General features: G+C 45.4%; 12 protein-coding genes. 5 read left to right on the forward strand and 7 right to left on the reverse strand.

The window, feature by feature from the left end; all coding sequences use genetic code 11:
- Nucleotides 1–274: 274 nt before the first annotated feature.
- The 7 genes from RDO37_RS10050 to RDO37_RS10080 form a co-directional block, all read right to left on the reverse strand.
- Nucleotides 275–994 carry an MIP/aquaporin family protein gene (locus RDO37_RS10050; RefSeq protein ID WP_281709826.1) on the reverse strand — a complete coding sequence of 240 codons (720 nt, stop codon included), beginning with the start codon at nt 992–994 and terminating at the stop codon, nt 275–277.
- Between the two features lie 4 nt (nt 995–998).
- Complete coding sequence (glpK, locus tag RDO37_RS10055; protein ID WP_027939739.1) at nt 999–2492, reverse strand: glycerol kinase GlpK; 1494 nt, start codon at nt 2490–2492, stop codon at nt 999–1001.
- A gap of 470 nt (nt 2493–2962) precedes the next feature.
- On the reverse strand, nt 2963–4330 hold the full coding sequence (gene glpT / locus RDO37_RS10060) for a glycerol-3-phosphate transporter (protein WP_308498988.1): 1368 nt from the start codon (nt 4328–4330) through the stop codon (nt 2963–2965).
- A 509-nt stretch (nt 4331–4839) separates the two neighbouring features.
- Nucleotides 4840–6063 (reverse strand): anaerobic glycerol-3-phosphate dehydrogenase subunit C, encoded by a 1224-nt coding sequence (locus RDO37_RS10065; protein ID WP_308498989.1) that lies wholly within the window; start codon nt 6061–6063, stop codon nt 4840–4842.
- A 9-nt stretch (nt 6064–6072) separates the two neighbouring features.
- Nucleotides 6073–7419: an anaerobic glycerol-3-phosphate dehydrogenase subunit GlpB gene (glpB, locus tag RDO37_RS10070; RefSeq protein ID WP_308498990.1), complete on the reverse strand. Its 1347-nt coding sequence runs from the start codon at nt 7417–7419 to the stop codon at nt 6073–6075.
- On the reverse strand, nt 7419–9341 hold the full coding sequence (glpA, locus tag RDO37_RS10075; RefSeq protein WP_308498991.1) for an anaerobic glycerol-3-phosphate dehydrogenase subunit GlpA: 1923 nt from the start codon (nt 9339–9341) through the stop codon (nt 7419–7421). Before glpA ends, glpB begins: the two co-directional genes overlap by 1 nt.
- An 897-nt stretch (nt 9342–10238) precedes the next feature.
- Entirely contained in the window at nt 10239–10496 is a 258-nt protein-coding gene (locus tag RDO37_RS10080; protein WP_027939743.1) for a hypothetical protein, read from the reverse strand.
- A gap of 559 nt (nt 10497–11055) precedes the next feature.
- Between RDO37_RS10080 and RDO37_RS10085 the strand changes: the two genes are divergently transcribed.
- From RDO37_RS10085 to RDO37_RS10105, 5 genes are all read left to right on the forward strand, one after another.
- Nucleotides 11056–11451: a tetratricopeptide repeat protein gene (locus RDO37_RS10085; protein WP_052338974.1), complete on the forward strand. Its 396-nt coding sequence runs from the start codon at nt 11056–11058 to the stop codon at nt 11449–11451.
- 921 nt (nt 11452–12372) lie between these two features.
- Complete coding sequence (rpsL, locus tag RDO37_RS10090) at nt 12373–12747, forward strand: 30S ribosomal protein S12 (RefSeq protein WP_027939744.1); 375 nt, start codon at nt 12373–12375, stop codon at nt 12745–12747.
- Between the two features lie 155 nt (nt 12748–12902).
- Complete coding sequence (gene rpsG, locus RDO37_RS10095; protein WP_027939745.1) at nt 12903–13373, forward strand: 30S ribosomal protein S7; 471 nt, start codon at nt 12903–12905, stop codon at nt 13371–13373.
- A gap of 21 nt (nt 13374–13394) precedes the next feature.
- Nucleotides 13395–15497 carry an elongation factor G gene (gene fusA / locus RDO37_RS10100; RefSeq protein WP_308498992.1) on the forward strand — a complete coding sequence of 701 codons (2103 nt, stop codon included), beginning with the start codon at nt 13395–13397 and terminating at the stop codon, nt 15495–15497.
- 297 nt (nt 15498–15794) lie between these two features.
- The coding region (locus RDO37_RS10105; RefSeq protein WP_308498993.1) for a GTP-binding protein at nt 15795–16049 on the forward strand (255 nt) is incomplete at its 3' end.

A 16049-nucleotide genomic window follows, 5' to 3' on the forward strand; every position in this document is an offset into this window, starting at 1 on the left:
TGCCTCGTGGCGATCATTGTGCACAAATAGTGTTATCGGGCGTGATAGAGCAAAAGAAATAGGGCAGACTGCTGGGCTGTTATGGCTTAAGAGATAGGGCAGATAGCCGGGTTATTCAAGCTAAGAGAGCGGGAGCTATTGGGGCAGGACAAATAAAAAAGCTAAGCTGCCTTCGGCAGCTTAGCCCAAAAAAACGGATAATTTAAAAGAGGGGGCTTTCTTGCAGCAGCCCCCTCTGCAGGATATTACTTCTGACTGTGTCGAAAGTAGTAACTTACATTGCAGCCCATGGGATGGCGTTGTATACGATAGTACCTAATGCACCACCAATGAATGGACCTACGAATGGAACTACGGAGTAACCGAAGTTGGAGTCACGCTTGTTCTTGATAGGAAGAACAAAGTGAGCTAAACGAGGACCCATGTCACGAGCTGGGTTGATGGCAAATCCAGTCAGACCACCCATACACATACCGATAACAACGATGATTGCCCATACATAGATGTAGCTTAAACCAGTTGCTAAACCCTGAACCTGAGAGATGCCAAGGATGGCAAATACGAGTAAGAAAGTACCGAGGATCTCAGATACGAAGTTACGGAAACGGTTAGGAATGGATGGTGAGGTGCAGAATACACCAAGCTTCTTGTTTGGATCTTCTTCATCATCAAGGTGATCCTTCCACAGGAGCCATGCTAAGCAACCACCAGTGAAAGCACCTGCCATCTGAGCTACGAAATAGCCTGGAACCATGGCCCAGTCAAAGGTGCCATTTAAAGCTAAAGCTACAGTTAAAGCAGGGTTGAAGTGAGCACCTGAAGATGCGCCGAAGATGAAAGCAGGAACCATAACTGCAAAACCCCAGCCGAAGTTAATCATCACAGGGCCTGCGCCAGACATACCTGACTTTCTTAAGATACAGTTACAAACGTTGGAGTTACCGAGCATTAAGAGCAGGGCGGTACCTAGGAATTCAGCAATATATGGCATCATAATATTAGTCCTCGTCCTTTGCCCAACCATGTGCGTAAGTTAAGGCCTTGTTCCAGCCCTTAATACGCTTTGCACGATCCTCTTCAGTGATCTCAGGCTCGAAGGTACGTGCGATAGCCCAGTTCTGAATTACGTCTTCCTTAGAAGTCCAGTAGCCAACAGCCAGACCAGCAAGGTAAGCAGCACCCATAGCAGTGGTTTCAACGCACTGTGGACGGAGTACTGGAGCAGCGATGATGTCAGATTGAATCTGCATGAGCAGGTTGTTAGCAGAAGCACCGCCGTCAACCTTCAGAGACTTAAGCTCGATGCCGGAGTCAGCCTTCATGGCGTTAATAACGTCATTAGTCTGATAAGCAAGAGACTCTAAGGTAGCTCTGATGATGTGGGACTTGTTTACACCACGGGTAATACCAACGATGGTACCACGTGCGTACTGATCCCAGTGTGGAGCGCCAAGGCCGGTGAAAGCAGGAACAACGTAGCAGCCGTTGGTGTCCTTAACCTTAGATGCCATGTACTCAGAATCGATTGAAGAATCGATGAGGTGCATCTCGTCACGCAGCCACTGAATAGCAGCACCAGCAACGAAGATAGATCCCTCAAGAGCGTAGTTAACCTTGCCGTCAACACCCCATGCAATGGTGGTAACCAGACCATTCTTTGAGAATACAGGCTTTTCACCAGTGTTCATGAGTAAGAAGCAGCCAGTACCGTAGGTGTTCTTAGCCTCACCAGGGAAGAAACAGGTCTGACCGAATAAAGCAGCCTGCTGGTCACCTGCAGCACCTGCGATCTTTACTTCACCGCCTAAGCAGTCAGTAGTACCGTATACGCAGCTTGATGGCTTAACCTCAGGAAGCATGCAACGAGGAATGTCCAGCTCAGCTAAGATCTCATCATCCCACTCTAAAGTGTTGATGTTAAAGAGCATGGTACGGGAAGCGTTGGAGTAGTCAGTTACGTGAACCTTACCCTTAGTGAGCTTCCAGATGAGCCATGTGTCAACAGTACCGAATAAGAGTTCACCCTTCTCGGCACGCTCACGAGCACCCTCTACGTTGTCTAAGATCCACTTGATCTTAGTGCCAGAGAAGTAAGCATCGATAACCAGACCGGTCTTCTCACGGAACTTATCGGTTAAGCCCTTCTCTTTTAAAGAGTCACAGTAAGCAGAAGTACGACGGCACTGCCAAACGATAGCGTTGTAGATAGGCTCGCCGGTGTTCTTGTCCCAAACAATGGAGGTTTCACGCTGGTTGGTAATACCAATAGCAGCGATGTCTTCAGCAGTAGCGCTGATCTTGTTTAAAGCTTCAACAGCAACACCTAACTGAGATGCCCAGATCTCATCGGCGTTGTGCTCAACCCAACCTGGCTTAGGGAAGTACTGAGTGAATGCGCGCTGTGCTACAGAGCAAACTTCGCCCTTCTGATTGAAAAGAATGGCGCGGTTACTAGTAGTACCTGCATCTAAAGCCATTACGTACTTTGCCATAGTTATTCCTCTTTTATTACTACAATCAAAGGTCACCCGTGAAAACTTGAGGTGCCTCAGTGTTATAGATATCCAGGCAATCACAGTCAGCATCTAAAGCTCACAGCTTTAGATAAAAAGTAATACTCCTGCTCAAGTGAAGCTAGCTAAACATAAGTAAGAGCAAAGAGACTTTGGTAGCTACGTGGCTTTATATAAGTCTCGTTTCGGCCAAAGCAGTAGTTAAGCTAGTTTCATTTAGCATTTCGTATAAACGAAAGCCTGAATGTAAGATCCTAAGCTTAAGCATTTATCAAATATCGTATATGCCCAAGCTCAAGTAAGAGTCAATTGCCAATTCTCCAGTCACAACTGATCTCTTGTGAGTAAAACCTTCTAAGAAGTCTTACTAACAAAAGTACAGATTTAACTTTCACAAAGCTGCACCGCATTAAGCGGTACAGCTTGGGATTGAGTTTTATTAAACGCGATTACTTGTTCTCTTCGGCAGCAGACTCAGCAGCAATCTTGCGCTTAGTAGCACCTTCGGTGACGGTTACGATTAACAGTAATACAACTGCAAGAGCAGAACCGCCGATTAAGATGCCAAAGCCAGCATCCCAACCAAAGTGCTCAACAGTCCAACCCATGAGGGCGGATGCTGCAACAGAACCACCTAAGTAACCGAACAGACCAGTAAAGCCTGCAGCAGTACCAGCAGCCTTCTTATGGGCAAGCTCAAGGGCGTGTAGACCGATGAGCATAACTGGGCCGTAAATTAAGAAGCCGATGATGATCATGCAAGCCATATCGATAGCTGCGTGACCAGCTGGGTTGAAGTAGAACACAGCGGTAGCGATGGTTACGAGAACCATGAAGAACACGCCGGTTAAACCACGGTTACCCTTGAAGACCTTATCTGATACCCAGCCGCAGAATAAGGTGCCTGGGATACCAGCATACTCATAGAGGAAGTAAGCCCATGAGGAGTGGTCTAAGGTCAGATCCTTAACTTCACGTAAGTAAGTTGGGGACCAGTCAAGTACGCCATAGCGCAGTAAGTAAACGAATACGTTTGCAATAGCAATGAGCCACAGAGCCTTGTTAGGGAAAACATAGGTCATGAAGATCTGCTTTGCAGTAAGCTCTTGCTCGTTCTTCTCAGAGTAGTCAGATGGGTAATCGTTCTTGTACTCTTCAATTGGTGGCAGACCACAAGACTGTGGGGTGTCACGCATGGTCATGTAAGCAAATACGGCAACGATGAAAGTACCGATTGCTGGCATGTAGAAAGCAGAGTGCCAATCTGAGAACAGGTACATACCCCATAAGAAGAGCAGAGGAGGTAAACCACCGCCGATGTTATGAGCACAGTTCCAGACTGAAACGATACCGCCACGTTCTTTTTGTGACCACCAGTGAACCATGGTACGACCGCATGGAGGCCAACCCATACCTTGGAACCAACCGCATAAGAACAGTAAGACGAACATTACTGTGATAGATGAGGTAGCCCATGGTACAAAGCCCATTAAGAGCATAATGGCACCAGAGAGGATCAGACCTAATGGTAAGAAGATACGTGGGTTAGAACGATCTGAAAAAGAACCTGAGATGAACTTAGAGAAGCCGTATGCAATAGAAATTGCAGACAGAGCAAAACCTAAGTCAGCCTTGGTAAATCCTTCCTCCTGTAAGTAAGGAATAGCTAACGCGAAGTTCTTACGAACTAAGTAGTAAGCCGCATAACCAAAGAAAATACCCATAAAAATCTGCCAACGCAGCTTTCTATAGGTAGGATCAATCTGCTCTTTTGGCAGTCGCTCGATATGTGGAGCTGGCTGTAAAAACTTGAGCATGGAAACTCCTTTGCCCCGTTAATCGGTCCAAGTTGACACGGTGCAATAAGATGCCTTTGGCGTCTCTTTTAGATGTTGCCTCAATCCACAACAACACCCAAAAATTTTAAACACACACAACAAGGTTTGGGACACAAAACAACAACAATAAATAGCCCACTACCTAAAGGTAAAACACCATTGAGCTAAAACACGCTCAGGCATTGTCTTTAGCTATGCCTGAACATATTCAAGCGCACTGACCTTTACAGTTATACAGGCGCACATCAAGAGCGCTTGCTCATGAACAAGGGCAAGAGCTTTGAGTTTACATGTACCTAGAGGTTGGTGTAGATGCAGCTGGGCAACTGCAAATTCTTTATTGCCAAGGCTAAGTTTTAGCCTAAGGTAGCTTATGTTTGCCTAGGAGTTAAGTTGCAAACATAAGCACGTTATTTGAAGTGGCCAATTCACAAGCTATGCGCGGTGAAGCTCGGGACTTCACCGCAATTAAGTGTGATTGGAACTAGTTAGCCATCAGCACGTTTGCGATAAGAGTCGCGCAGCAGCATTAATGGGTGGATTGCTTTCTTGCCAGTACCATTTTCCATCTGCAAGCGACAGATATTGCACTCACTAAGTCCTACATCTGCCTCACTAGCAGTGAGCTTTTCTCTAAGGGTAGTACCAATGACACGGCCAATAGGAGCAGTCTCTTTCTTGTAACCGTAGACACCAGACAGACCGCAGCAGCCAGCTTGCAAGTCTTCAACCTCTACACCAGGTACAAACTTAAGCAGATCCAGTGATGGACGGCCAAAGCCCTGAACCTTAAGGTGGCAGGCGGTGTGGTAGGCAACATTTTTCTTAATGGTGCCAAAGCTCTTAACGAGCATGCCCTTGGCATTACGCATCATGAGGTACTCAGAGGTATCCCAGACGTGATCTTTGTAATCTTCAACTTCTTTAATGTTGAAGAGCTCTTCGTATTCTTGCTTTAAGAACAGTGAGCAGGTGGTGCAGGTTGTAACAATGTCGATACCCTGCTTAGCGTATTCTGCTAAAACCTTAACATTGCTTACAGCGTGCTTTTCAACCTTGTCTAAATAACCAGTAGATAAGATTGGAGAACCGCAGCAAGACAGACGCTTATCAACAATCACCTCGATGTTGTTACGGTTTAAGATCTCAACTAAAGCCATACCTACATCAGGTGCATTGTAGTTAACGTAGCATCCTGGGAAGAAGAGAACTTTAGTAGTACAGCTTGGCTGCTTGTAGAGCTTAAAGCGGGTAGCAAAGTTCATGGTGGCATAGCTTGGCAGAGGAGCCTCGTTGCCTAAACCCATTTTGCCTAGCACACCGATCTTGCCTGCTACCTTCATACCTAAGTTTGCGCATGTTGCAGAAACAAAAGGAATGGAGGTCATCAGCTTACCCATGTTCTCATTGTTGCTTAAGATGAGATCAGCTGGATCATGCTCATGATGCTTGAAGTACTCATAGCGTGCCTTCATGTTGAAAGCTGAGATTGAGGTGCCAGATGGACACACACGATCGCAGTTTTTGCAGTTAGAGCAGTACTTAACTACAGCGTCATCATCATCCACGAGCTTACGCATACGGGTAAGTGCAGGACCGTTGAGCTTAGGGCCGCGATAAAGTCTTGATGCTTTGGCCACTGGACAGGCGGTCAAACAGATGTTGCAGCTAATGCATGCATCGGGATTCTCTTGTCTAATCTTGGTTCCCATTTTGACCTCCTAGTACAGTGATGCGGTTAGTGCTTCGGTTTGTTTTAAAACTTCTTCAAGTTGAGTAACTGCATGGTAAGCAGTAGTTACTGCAACGCCATTACCCGACTTTTCAAAGCAGAAGTCGTAACCACGTAAGCTGCGTCCGACAAACTGCACATTGGTAAACAGAACTTCACCAGTAGGATCGATAGGTTGTAAGTTCTCATTAACAGCTACGCCATAAGAGGCAAAAGGCTGTGGTTTGCCACAGAATAAGTACTGATGTGACCAGTCTTTTTGATCTTGTGGCACTGGAATATTGATATCAAAGATAGGCTCAAACATACGGCCCATCTGAGTTACCAAGCCAGAGCTGAAGAAACCGCCAGTAGCAACAATGACTGCATCTGCAGCATATTCATGAGTATGGCCAAAACCTCCAGTAATTAGGGTCTTGCATACCTTGCTTGCAGCAGCTCTCTTGTCGCCCTTGAGGCTATCTGAGGCATCGGCAACTGAGGTGTAGCCAATTACTTGGGCTTTCTCAATGATATCGACACCTAAATCCATACACTCTTTGCGAAGTAACTTGTCTAAACGTAAACCAGTTACTGATGGAGGGATGGAAGACACTTCAACTAATTTGGTCTTTAGGCGCTCTTCAAGCTCATTTTGAATCATGGCAGAGAGCTCTGGGCGCTCACCTAAAACAGGAGGCAGGATGATGGAGGTGTCTTCATCAACGTGACCCTTAAGCTGCTCAACAAAATTGAGACGACCTAAATCAGTTTCAAGCTCACGGGCAAGATCAAGAGCACTTACATCACGATAGCCTTTTCCTGTTGGCCAGTTGTGTAAGATGATGTTCTTGACCTTAACTTCTTTTGTATCGCCAAAGTAATGCTGGAGATTCTTGGCAATGAGCTTTGGATAGTAGTCTTTGAGTAAGTCAAAACCTACCACCAAGATCTTCTTACGCTTGAAGATCTCAGTTGAATCGATACTTGGAGGAATTAAACCTGATGGTTTGAAAGAGCCAATTGCAGTTGGCACACGATGGTTAGTATGACCATCGCCCAAGTAGGTGTAGTTTTGTGAGGCAGTAAGCTCTTTAAATGCCTCAAGACCCTCTGATACTCGCTTAGACCCCATAAGGGCATAAGGATGTGGCTTTTGTAATGTGTCGATATGGGCTAAAGGATCAGCAACAGCATTGCCTTGCTCATCGTAGCCAAAAATATCGATGATACCGCCAGCTACGGTAAGAGCACCTAAGCCGTAGGTTAAAACTTTAACTTCATGACCAGCTTTTGCTGCATAGCAAGCTGAGAGCAAACCAGAGATACCTGCTCCGACAACGAGAACCTTAGCCATTATTTGCCCTCCTTAACCTGAGCTTGAATAGCGGCTTTGTCAGCCCTCTTAGTTACCTTAATTTGCATCTGGGCATCACCACTAGGTGCAGCAGCCTTTGCTTGTGCAGCTGCAGGTGCCTCGGCCTTTGCATGAGCCTTTGGAGCTACAGGTGCAGCCTTTGGAGCAGCAGGGGCTTTAGCCTCTGCATTTGCTGCCTTAGGTGCGGCAGGTGCTTTTACCTCAGCTTTTGGTGCTGGGGTAACTGCCTTGGCCGCTTGAGGGGCTTTGGCTGTGGTTGCTTCTTTAGCAGAAGGCTTGATGCTGTCATTTACAGTCTCGCCTTCTTTATTGATGTTTAAAGATACCTCGTAGATACCACGAGTAAGTTCAACATCGCGAATCTGATTGCCCCACATAACAGGGCGAATGCCTTTCCAACGAGCCTCAAGGAACTCTTTAAATAATTCCTTGGTGTTGGAAGTCCAACGATCGGTAACCTCTTGAACGGTACCAACAGCACGGTAGGTACAGAAAGTACCTTGGCAAGTACCCATACCAAGACGGGTACGACGACGTAAATCAGAGATGGAGTGAGTAGTAGGCTCTTGAGCCACCATCTCAACTTCTGCACGAGTTACGTTCTCGCACTCACAAATGATTTCGCCTTGATCCTTGTCATGCTCGATCTTGCTTACAATCTTAGAGAAGCGATCAGCACCCTGGCGATGCTCGGATAATTCAACGCCGTAAGCAGGGAATACCTTACGTGCACGCTCCATCAGTTCTTTAGATGGGGCCTCAGTTAACATGACACTTGCTGTGGTGCACTTCTTGGTGTTACCAAGGACTGGGCAAATCATGTCACAGACCTTTTCAGCCATCTGTCGATGAGTTGTGAACTTGCCGCCGCATACAGACATAAAGTTCTTAAGACCGTCACGCTGACCATGATCTAAAGCTACGAAATCACGAGATACTGCACGTCCAGAGGCATTCTTATCATCACCTGCATACAGAGGACGGCAGCCAGCGAATACACGTAAAATGCGGTATTTTTCTAAGTCTTCGAAAGTAGCCTTACCAATTTCCATCATGGCACGTACTTCTTCTTGAGTGGTGCTTGAATCATCAGGATCAGCATCCATAGAAGTAGTACCTAAAATGGTCACGGTACCGTGTGGCACAAAGATGTCAGCATCAGCTGGCTTGTGCAGACGGTGGATCACATTGGTACTAATGCGGTGGTTAAAGGCAATCAAGGTGCCCTTAGATGGCTTGATGTTAATGTCAATGCCAGCTAAGCCTGCTACTTGTGAACACCATGGACCAGATGCATTGATAAGATACTTACATGCGATCTTGTAGGTCTCTTTGGTGTATTTGTCCTGAACGGTAACACCCTCGATAACACCGTTAGAGGAATTGATTGCAACCACATTAGTGTAGGTAAGCAGTTTGCCGCCAAGCTTTACGGAACTGTCGAAGATGTGCCATAAAAGACGGAAGCCGTCGATGGCAGCGCCAGGACATAGGTAGGCGGATTTGATTTTTGGAGAGATGTTCGGCTCCATCTCGAGAGTCTGCTCAACAGTCAGAGGCTCAGCACTAATGCCAGCACGAGCACAAGCTTGTACCCACAGTGACTCGTAAGCTTCGTCATCTTCTGGAGTACGGATGAAGATTGACTTGATTGGCTCCACACACTCTGGAGCAATCTTACGTAAAATCTTGTTCTCTTCGATACACTCGATAGCTGCATTGCTGTCTTTTACGGCATAACGCGCACCTGAGTGTAAAAGTCCGTGGAAACGTGAGCTAGTACCGCAACCTAAGTCGCCTCGCTCTACCAAAATAGCTTTAACACCACGCAGACATAAGTCACGCATGATGCCAGCACCGGTGGCACCGCCACCAATGATTACTACGTCGGTCTCTAACATGATCGAATCCTCCAAAATTCGAATCCATGATAACCAGTGCTAATTCAAATCCTCCATGGTTTTTTGTCAAAACAGTGCAAGCAACAGGATTTACATCACAGAATTGATGCGCACTTGTATTTTTTTCAAAGATTGCTCTTGCTAAGAAAGGCAATCGCTTGTATGTATACCGCCCCTAAAAATTTACATCAAGGTGAAAATTTTACCAATCACAAAAATTTTATTTACCAAAATGCTGACTCAATTCAACATACAAAATTAGCATATTTGATTAGCATATAAAGCTGATATTTATCGGCTTAATTATAATTTAAGGTGTCTTGACTATTGCCGTTAATGAAAAGATTTTGCTGCAGTTTTGTGACAGTTAAAACGTGGTTTTGCTATGGGGCTGCTTTTTGACCTCAATGCAAGTTTTTGCAGAATTTGCAAGGACAAGCAATGTCATAAAAGCCATTATTAAGATCATTTACAAAAGCGCGATCAGCATGTTTTTGCATATCTAATCTTTAGACGCTTTACACATTTCAAAGTCACTAAAAACACGATAAAAATCGCTTTCAAGCTCTAGCGGCATGCAAAGACAGGCTGTTGTACTTAAGTATTCAACGTACTTAGTGTTGACAAGACATAACATGACAATTGTTCTTGCCATTTGTTCTAGAACAACTTGTAGCCTAACTTTAAAGTGCTCGTAAGGAAGTTAGGCATTTGAGATACAAGTTCTCTAAAGAGTAGCAGTACTAAGCTTACGAAAGGAAATAGAGAGGTCTTTTACGAAAGGAAATAGAGAGGTCTTTTACGAAAGATGGGTGTTGAGATAAGAAAAAGAGGGGCATTTTAGACTCTCTAATAATGAAAGCTTAGAGAGTCAGGAACGGTAAGTTGAGCGGTGAGCTAGTAAGTACTCTTTATAGAAGATGCGTTAGTAACAATCGATGCTAACTCAGAGGCCTCAATGATGGTGCCTTCATCTAGTGCCTGGCTATAAGTAGTTGAAGGATTAGTATTACTTTCTGCTTCAATAGATTTTAAAAGCTTATTCGTGTTGTAGAGTTTAATAAAGTCAGTACTTATATGAACGATCTGATCTCGACGTTTGATGAGATGTTTGATGTCGTGTAATCCCTGCTTGCTAAATACGAGGTGCAGCATGTTAGTTCCTACCCTACAGCGCGATCTATTTGAACAGTCTTGTGATGAGTTAATGCAAACGCAATTGCATGACAAAAAAAAGCTTAGCAATATTACACCATTCAATTGACAGTAATGGCAGTTAGTCAAGGCTAAGATTAATAAAAAGATCATCGAAATTTAATCTGATCTTCTTAACGCCGCATAGATACTACATTTTGCGCGGGCCATGCCTGGTGATCTTTTAAAGATCGCCGGGGCCTAAACTAAGCATGTTTTATTGCAATATTTGCAAAAAACCAATTAGATGCATAGAAGCAAGCATATAAAACTATAGGAAATGATCTAAGAGATACGTAAAGTGATGATCTTCTCACAGTCAAGCATATGGATAGTGCTAATAAAGCGACTTAAGCCCTTATATAAGCTAAATATGAGATCTAAGTGCAAGTTAAAAACGAGGATTACTTGTATCATTGCCTTGCTATTTTTAGGTTGCCATAGGCTTAGATAGTAGTTACGAGGACTGGCTGCATTTAGGCAAGAAGGCAAGTTTAAGATACGTACATGGAGTTTTTTTATGGTAATTAGCAAGACTGTCTTAGCTGCTGTTATAACTTGTGCTGTGCTAGGCACATCTATGAGTGCATCTGCTGCCCCTCAACGTATTCCTAAGGACATCTTGAGTCTTGAGAGCAAATGTAATGGAGGCGATGTTAATAGCTGCCTCAAAGTCGGCGAAATTTTCTTAAAGGGTGAGCGTGTTAAGGTCAATTACGATCGTGCTGCAAAGTGGTACACCAAGGGCTGTGATCTTAAATCAGGTGTGTCATGTGAGCAGGCTATTGGTGCCTATACTAAAAAGGGTGATAAAGCTGATGGTCCTAAGATCGTAGAGTTAGTTAAGAAAGCTTGCGATCTTGGCATGAAAGGCAGCTGCACTTTCATGGAAGAGAATCCAAATATCTTTAAGTAATCATCATCGATTGCTTAATTTTGTTATAAAAGGCTGAGTACTGATCTTTTAGTACTCAGCCTTTATTTTTTTGATCTTGATACTCATGCACGTATTCTTACCAATGCCGATCTTAGTAGATTGATAGCCTCCGTACATCTTTGATCCTGCCGATATCCTATAGGCGGTCAATGTCCCTCAATATCCAGCATCCTTATATAAGGGATCGCACGCCATCCGCCATAGTCATACCTAAGTGGATGCACGCAATACAGAGCCGTCATACCTAAGCTGAGGGCAGAGCAATTAACAGCAACGTCCCATACTCTTATATAAGGTTCTGTGGCTCCAAGAGCCAGGCGCATACATTGCGCTGTATGAACAAATTCGTAGATCTAACAAGTGCTTAATGTGTTTGACATTATTAGATGTAAGCATTAGCAATGCTTGGCTAGACACATGTGGCTGTTATGTCCAACTGCAGCTATGTGTATGTCCAGCTGACAACTTTCTACTAGGACATTTTGTTCATTGGCAACCCGATAGATTGCTTACAGATCTGTTCATATATTCGTTTGGGGAGATTTATTGAAGGCTTTGGCAACTAATTGCTTATATAACCGATGATCTTATTCTCATGATCTTAAGAGCCATGATCTTGGCGTTTAACTTTGATCTCAAAGTTTCTATGATCCGCGTCACATAAGGCTTTGAGCCGGCTTTGTTGACAAATATGGAGTTTTGACTGAGCGAAAATGGCTTAAATCTCGGTTTTGATTGATCTACTTTTTTTCGTATGTTGTATTGATTTGCGTAAACTTGAGTATTAAAATACGTGGATCTTGTTTGCCTGGGCATGAGTTAATTAGACTCACCTAGCGCAAGACAATCAAAATCTGTCTCTAAATTGATAACTTAGAGACTAACAGGAGATTTTATTTAATGGCTACTATCAATCAGTTAGTACGTAAGCCACGCGTGAAGTCAGTTCCAAAGAACAAAGTACCTGCTTTGGAAGCCTGCCCACAGAAGCGCGGTGTATGTACTCGTGTATACGCCACCAAGCCTAAGAAGCCTAATTCAGCTATGCGTAAGGTTTGCCGTGTGCGTTTAACCAACGGTTACGAAGTTACTTCTTACATTGGCGGTGAGGGTCACAACCTTCAGGAGCACAGCGTCGTAATGATTCGCGGCGGTCGTGTTCGTGATCTGCCAGGTGTTCGTTATCACGTTATCCGTGGTCGTCTCGACTGCGCAGGTGTTAAGGACCGTAAGCAGTGCCGCTCTAAGTATGGTGTCAAGAAGCCTAAGGCTTAATCGACTCCCCGCTAGAGTAAGGCCAAACGAAGCCAACGAAAGTCCTCTTTATATAAGCAAGGTTGCTTGAGGACAATCCCCTGCAAAGACAGCGGAATTCGTTAAATAAGAAGTTTTTTTGTTTTGGATAACCCTGAAGTAACGAGGAATTATCAATGCCAAGACGTCGTGTTGTAGGTCAGCGTAAGATTTTACCTGATCCAAAGTTCGGTTCAGAGCTGCTCGCAAAGTTCATCAATGTAGTAATGTTAGACGGTAAGAAGTCCATTGCTGAGAGCATCGTTTACGGCGCATTAGACACCATTTCTGAGAAGAGCGGCAAGGAGCACCTCGCCCTGTTCGAGGATGCCCTTGATCATATCCGTCCAGCAGTCGAGGTTAAGTCTCGTCGTGTTGGCGGTGCAACCTATCAGGTTCCAGTAGAAGTTCGTCCAGCTCGCGGCAACGCTTTAGCCATGCGTTGGTTAGTAGAAGCAGCCCGTAAGCGTCATGAGAAGACCATGGCTTTACGTCTGGCTGGTGAAATGTTGGACGCAGCTGAGAACAAAGGCTCTGCAGTTAAGAAGCGTGAAGATGTTCACCGTATGGCAGAAGCTAACAAGGCCTTTGCTCACTTCCGCTGGTAATACAAGAGGTTTTTCTGATAAATGGCACGTACAACCGCTATTAACTTATACCGTAACATCGGTATTAGTGCCCACATTGATGCTGGTAAAACCACTACCACTGAGCGTATTCTGTTCTACACCGGTAAGAGCCACAAGTTAGGTGAGGTTCACGACGGTGCTGCTACCATGGACTGGATGGAGCAGGAGCAGGAGCGTGGTATTACCATTACCTCCGCAGCTACCACCTGTTTCTGGAAGGGTATGGCTGGTCAGTTCGACAAGCAGTACCGTTTCAACATCATTGATACCCCAGGACACGTAGACTTTACTATCGAAGTAGAGCGTTCTATGCGTGTTCTCGACGGTGCTGTGATGGTTTACTGCGCTGTAGGTGGCGTACAGCCACAGTCTGAGACTGTATGGCGTCAGGCTAACAAGTACAAGGTTCCACGTATTGCTTTCGTAAATAAGATGGACCGTACTGGTGCTAACTTCCTGCGTGTAGTTGAGCAGATCCAGACCCGCTTAAAGGGCACCCCAGTTCCTCTCCAGTTACCTATTGGTAAAGAGGATACTTTCGTTGGTGTTGTTGACCTGTTAAAGCGTCGCGCTATCGACTGGAACGAGGCCGATCAGGGCTTAACCTTCGAGTACACCGACATCCCAGCCGATATGGTTGAGGAAGTTGAAGAGTGGCGTTCTAAGTTAGTCGAAGCTGCTGCTGAGGCTGATGAGGCTTTAATGGATAAGTACTTCGGCGGTGAGGAACTCACTGAGGAAGAAATTATCCGCGGTTTACGTGAGCGTACTTTACGTAACGAAATCATTCCAATGTGCTGCGGCTCTGCCTTCAAGAACAAGGGTGTTCAGGCAATGCTCGACGCAGTTGTAATGTACCTGCCTTCACCAGTAGACGTTCCACCTGTTAAGGGTGAGACTTTAACTGGTGAGCCAGATGAGCGTAAGACCGACGACAAGGCTCCATTCTCAGCTCTTGCATTCAAGATCGCTACCGATCCATTCGTAGGTAACTTAACCTTCCTGCGTTGCTACTCTGGTGTTGCCGCTTCTGGTGATACCGTTCTGAACTCTGTAAAGCAGAAGCGCGAGCGTTTCGGCCGTTTAGTTCAGATGCACTCTAACAACCGTCAGGAAATCAAGGAAATCCTCTCAGGTGACATCGTTGCTGCTATCGGTCTGAAGGAAACCACCACTGGTGATACCCTCTGTGCTGAAAGCGCTCCAATCATCCTCGAGCGTATGGAGTTCCCAGAGCCAGTTATCTCCGTAGCTGTAGAGCCAAAGACCAAGTCCGACCAGGAAAAGATGGCTTTAGCTTTAAACCGTCTTGCTCAGGAAGATCCTTCATTCCGTGTTCACACCGATGAAGAGTCTGGCCAGACCATTATTTCCGGTATGGGTGAGTTACACCTCGACATCATCGTTGACCGTATGCGTCGCGAGTTCAAGGTTGACTGCAACGTAGGTAAGCCACAGGTAGCTTACCGTGAAACCATCCGTGGTAAGGTTGAGCAGGAAGGCAAGTTCGTACGTCAGTCTGGTGGTCGTGGTCAGTTCGGTCACTGCTGGTTACGTATCGAGCCTCTCGAGGCTGGCAAGGGCTACGAGTTCGCCAACGAGGTTGTTGGTGGTGTTATTCCTAAGGAGTACATCCCAGCAGTTGATAAGGGTGTTCAAGAGCAGATCGCTAACGGTGTTCTGGCTGGTTACCCAGTTGTTGACGTTAAGGTTACCGTTTATGACGGTTCCTACCACGAAGTTGACTCTTCTGAAATGGCCTTCAAGATTGCCGCTTCCATGGCATTCAAGGCTGGCTTCATGAAGGCAACTCCAGTACTCTTAGAGCCTTTAATGAAGGTTGAGGTTGATACCCCAGAAGAGTACATGGGTGACGTTATCGGTGACTTAAACCGTCGTCGCGGCATGGTAGAGGGCATGGAAGACGGCCCAACCGGTAAGATCGTTCGTGCAATGGTTCCTCTTGCTGAGATGTTCGGTTATGCAACCGACTTACGTTCTCAGACTCAGGGTCGTGCTTCATACGTTATGGAGTTCGGTCACTATGCTGAGGCTCCTAAGAACATCGCTGACGCTGTTATTGCAGCTCGTCAGACCAAGTAATTACGTAAAGTATTACTAATCGATTAAACGCATTTTATGCACTGTACAAGCTGGCAACACCAAGCAAATTGCCCATGTTGCTAGCTTATTTGTGTACAATAGTTGCAACTTAATTTGTCAATTGCACAAGTTAGCCAATAAGTGCGTTATAATCTAAGAATTTTAGGGTCGTGTTCCAAGTAACTATCTCACAGAGACCAAGCTATTTTGCTCATGAACAAGTTACTGCACCCCTAATCAAAACAGATTCGACATGAGAAGGGTAACTATTGTTGCCCGCTTTATAGGTAGATCAAAATGGCAAAAGAGAAGTTTGTCCGTTCCAAGCCACACGTAAACGTAGGCACCATCGGTCACGTTGACCACGGTAAGACCACCTTAACTGCAGCTTTAACCAAGGTTTTAGCTGAGAAGTTCGGCGGTGAAGTTCGCGCATTCGACCAGATCGACAACGCTCCAGAAGAGAAGGCACGTGGTATTACCATTAACTCTTCACACGTTGAGTACGATACCGAGGCCCGTCACTACGCTCACGTTGACTTCCCAGGCCAC

Source organism: uncultured Anaerobiospirillum sp. (assembly GCF_902485895.1).
In the GTDB taxonomy this organism is placed as follows: Bacteria; Pseudomonadota; Gammaproteobacteria; order Enterobacterales; family Succinivibrionaceae; genus Anaerobiospirillum; species Anaerobiospirillum succiniciproducens.

Excerpts from the sequence above, each read along its gene's own strand:
- RDO37_RS10050 (WP_281709826.1), bottom strand. The coding sequence starts at position 994 with ATGATGCCATATATTGCTGAATTCCTAGGTACCGCCCTGCTCTTAATG.
- glpK (WP_027939739.1), bottom strand. The coding sequence starts at position 2,492 with ATGGCAAAGTACGTAATGGCTTTAGATGCAGGTACTACTAGTAACCGC.
- glpT (WP_308498988.1), bottom strand. The coding sequence starts at position 4,330 with ATGCTCAAGTTTTTACAGCCAGCTCCACATATCGAGCGACTGCCAAAA.
- RDO37_RS10065 (WP_308498989.1), bottom strand. The coding sequence starts at position 6,063 with ATGGGAACCAAGATTAGACAAGAGAATCCCGATGCATGCATTAGCTGC.
- glpB (WP_308498990.1), bottom strand. The coding sequence starts at position 7,419 with ATGGCTAAGGTTCTCGTTGTCGGAGCAGGTATCTCTGGTTTGCTCTCA.
- glpA (WP_308498991.1), bottom strand. The coding sequence starts at position 9,341 with ATGTTAGAGACCGACGTAGTAATCATTGGTGGCGGTGCCACCGGTGCT.
- RDO37_RS10080 (WP_027939743.1), bottom strand. The coding sequence starts at position 10,496 with ATGCTGCACCTCGTATTTAGCAAGCAGGGATTACACGACATCAAACAT.
- RDO37_RS10085 (WP_052338974.1), top strand. The coding sequence starts at position 11,056 with ATGGTAATTAGCAAGACTGTCTTAGCTGCTGTTATAACTTGTGCTGTG.
- rpsL (WP_027939744.1), top strand. The coding sequence starts at position 12,373 with ATGGCTACTATCAATCAGTTAGTACGTAAGCCACGCGTGAAGTCAGTT.
- rpsG (WP_027939745.1), top strand. The coding sequence starts at position 12,903 with ATGCCAAGACGTCGTGTTGTAGGTCAGCGTAAGATTTTACCTGATCCA.
- fusA (WP_308498992.1), top strand. The coding sequence starts at position 13,395 with ATGGCACGTACAACCGCTATTAACTTATACCGTAACATCGGTATTAGT.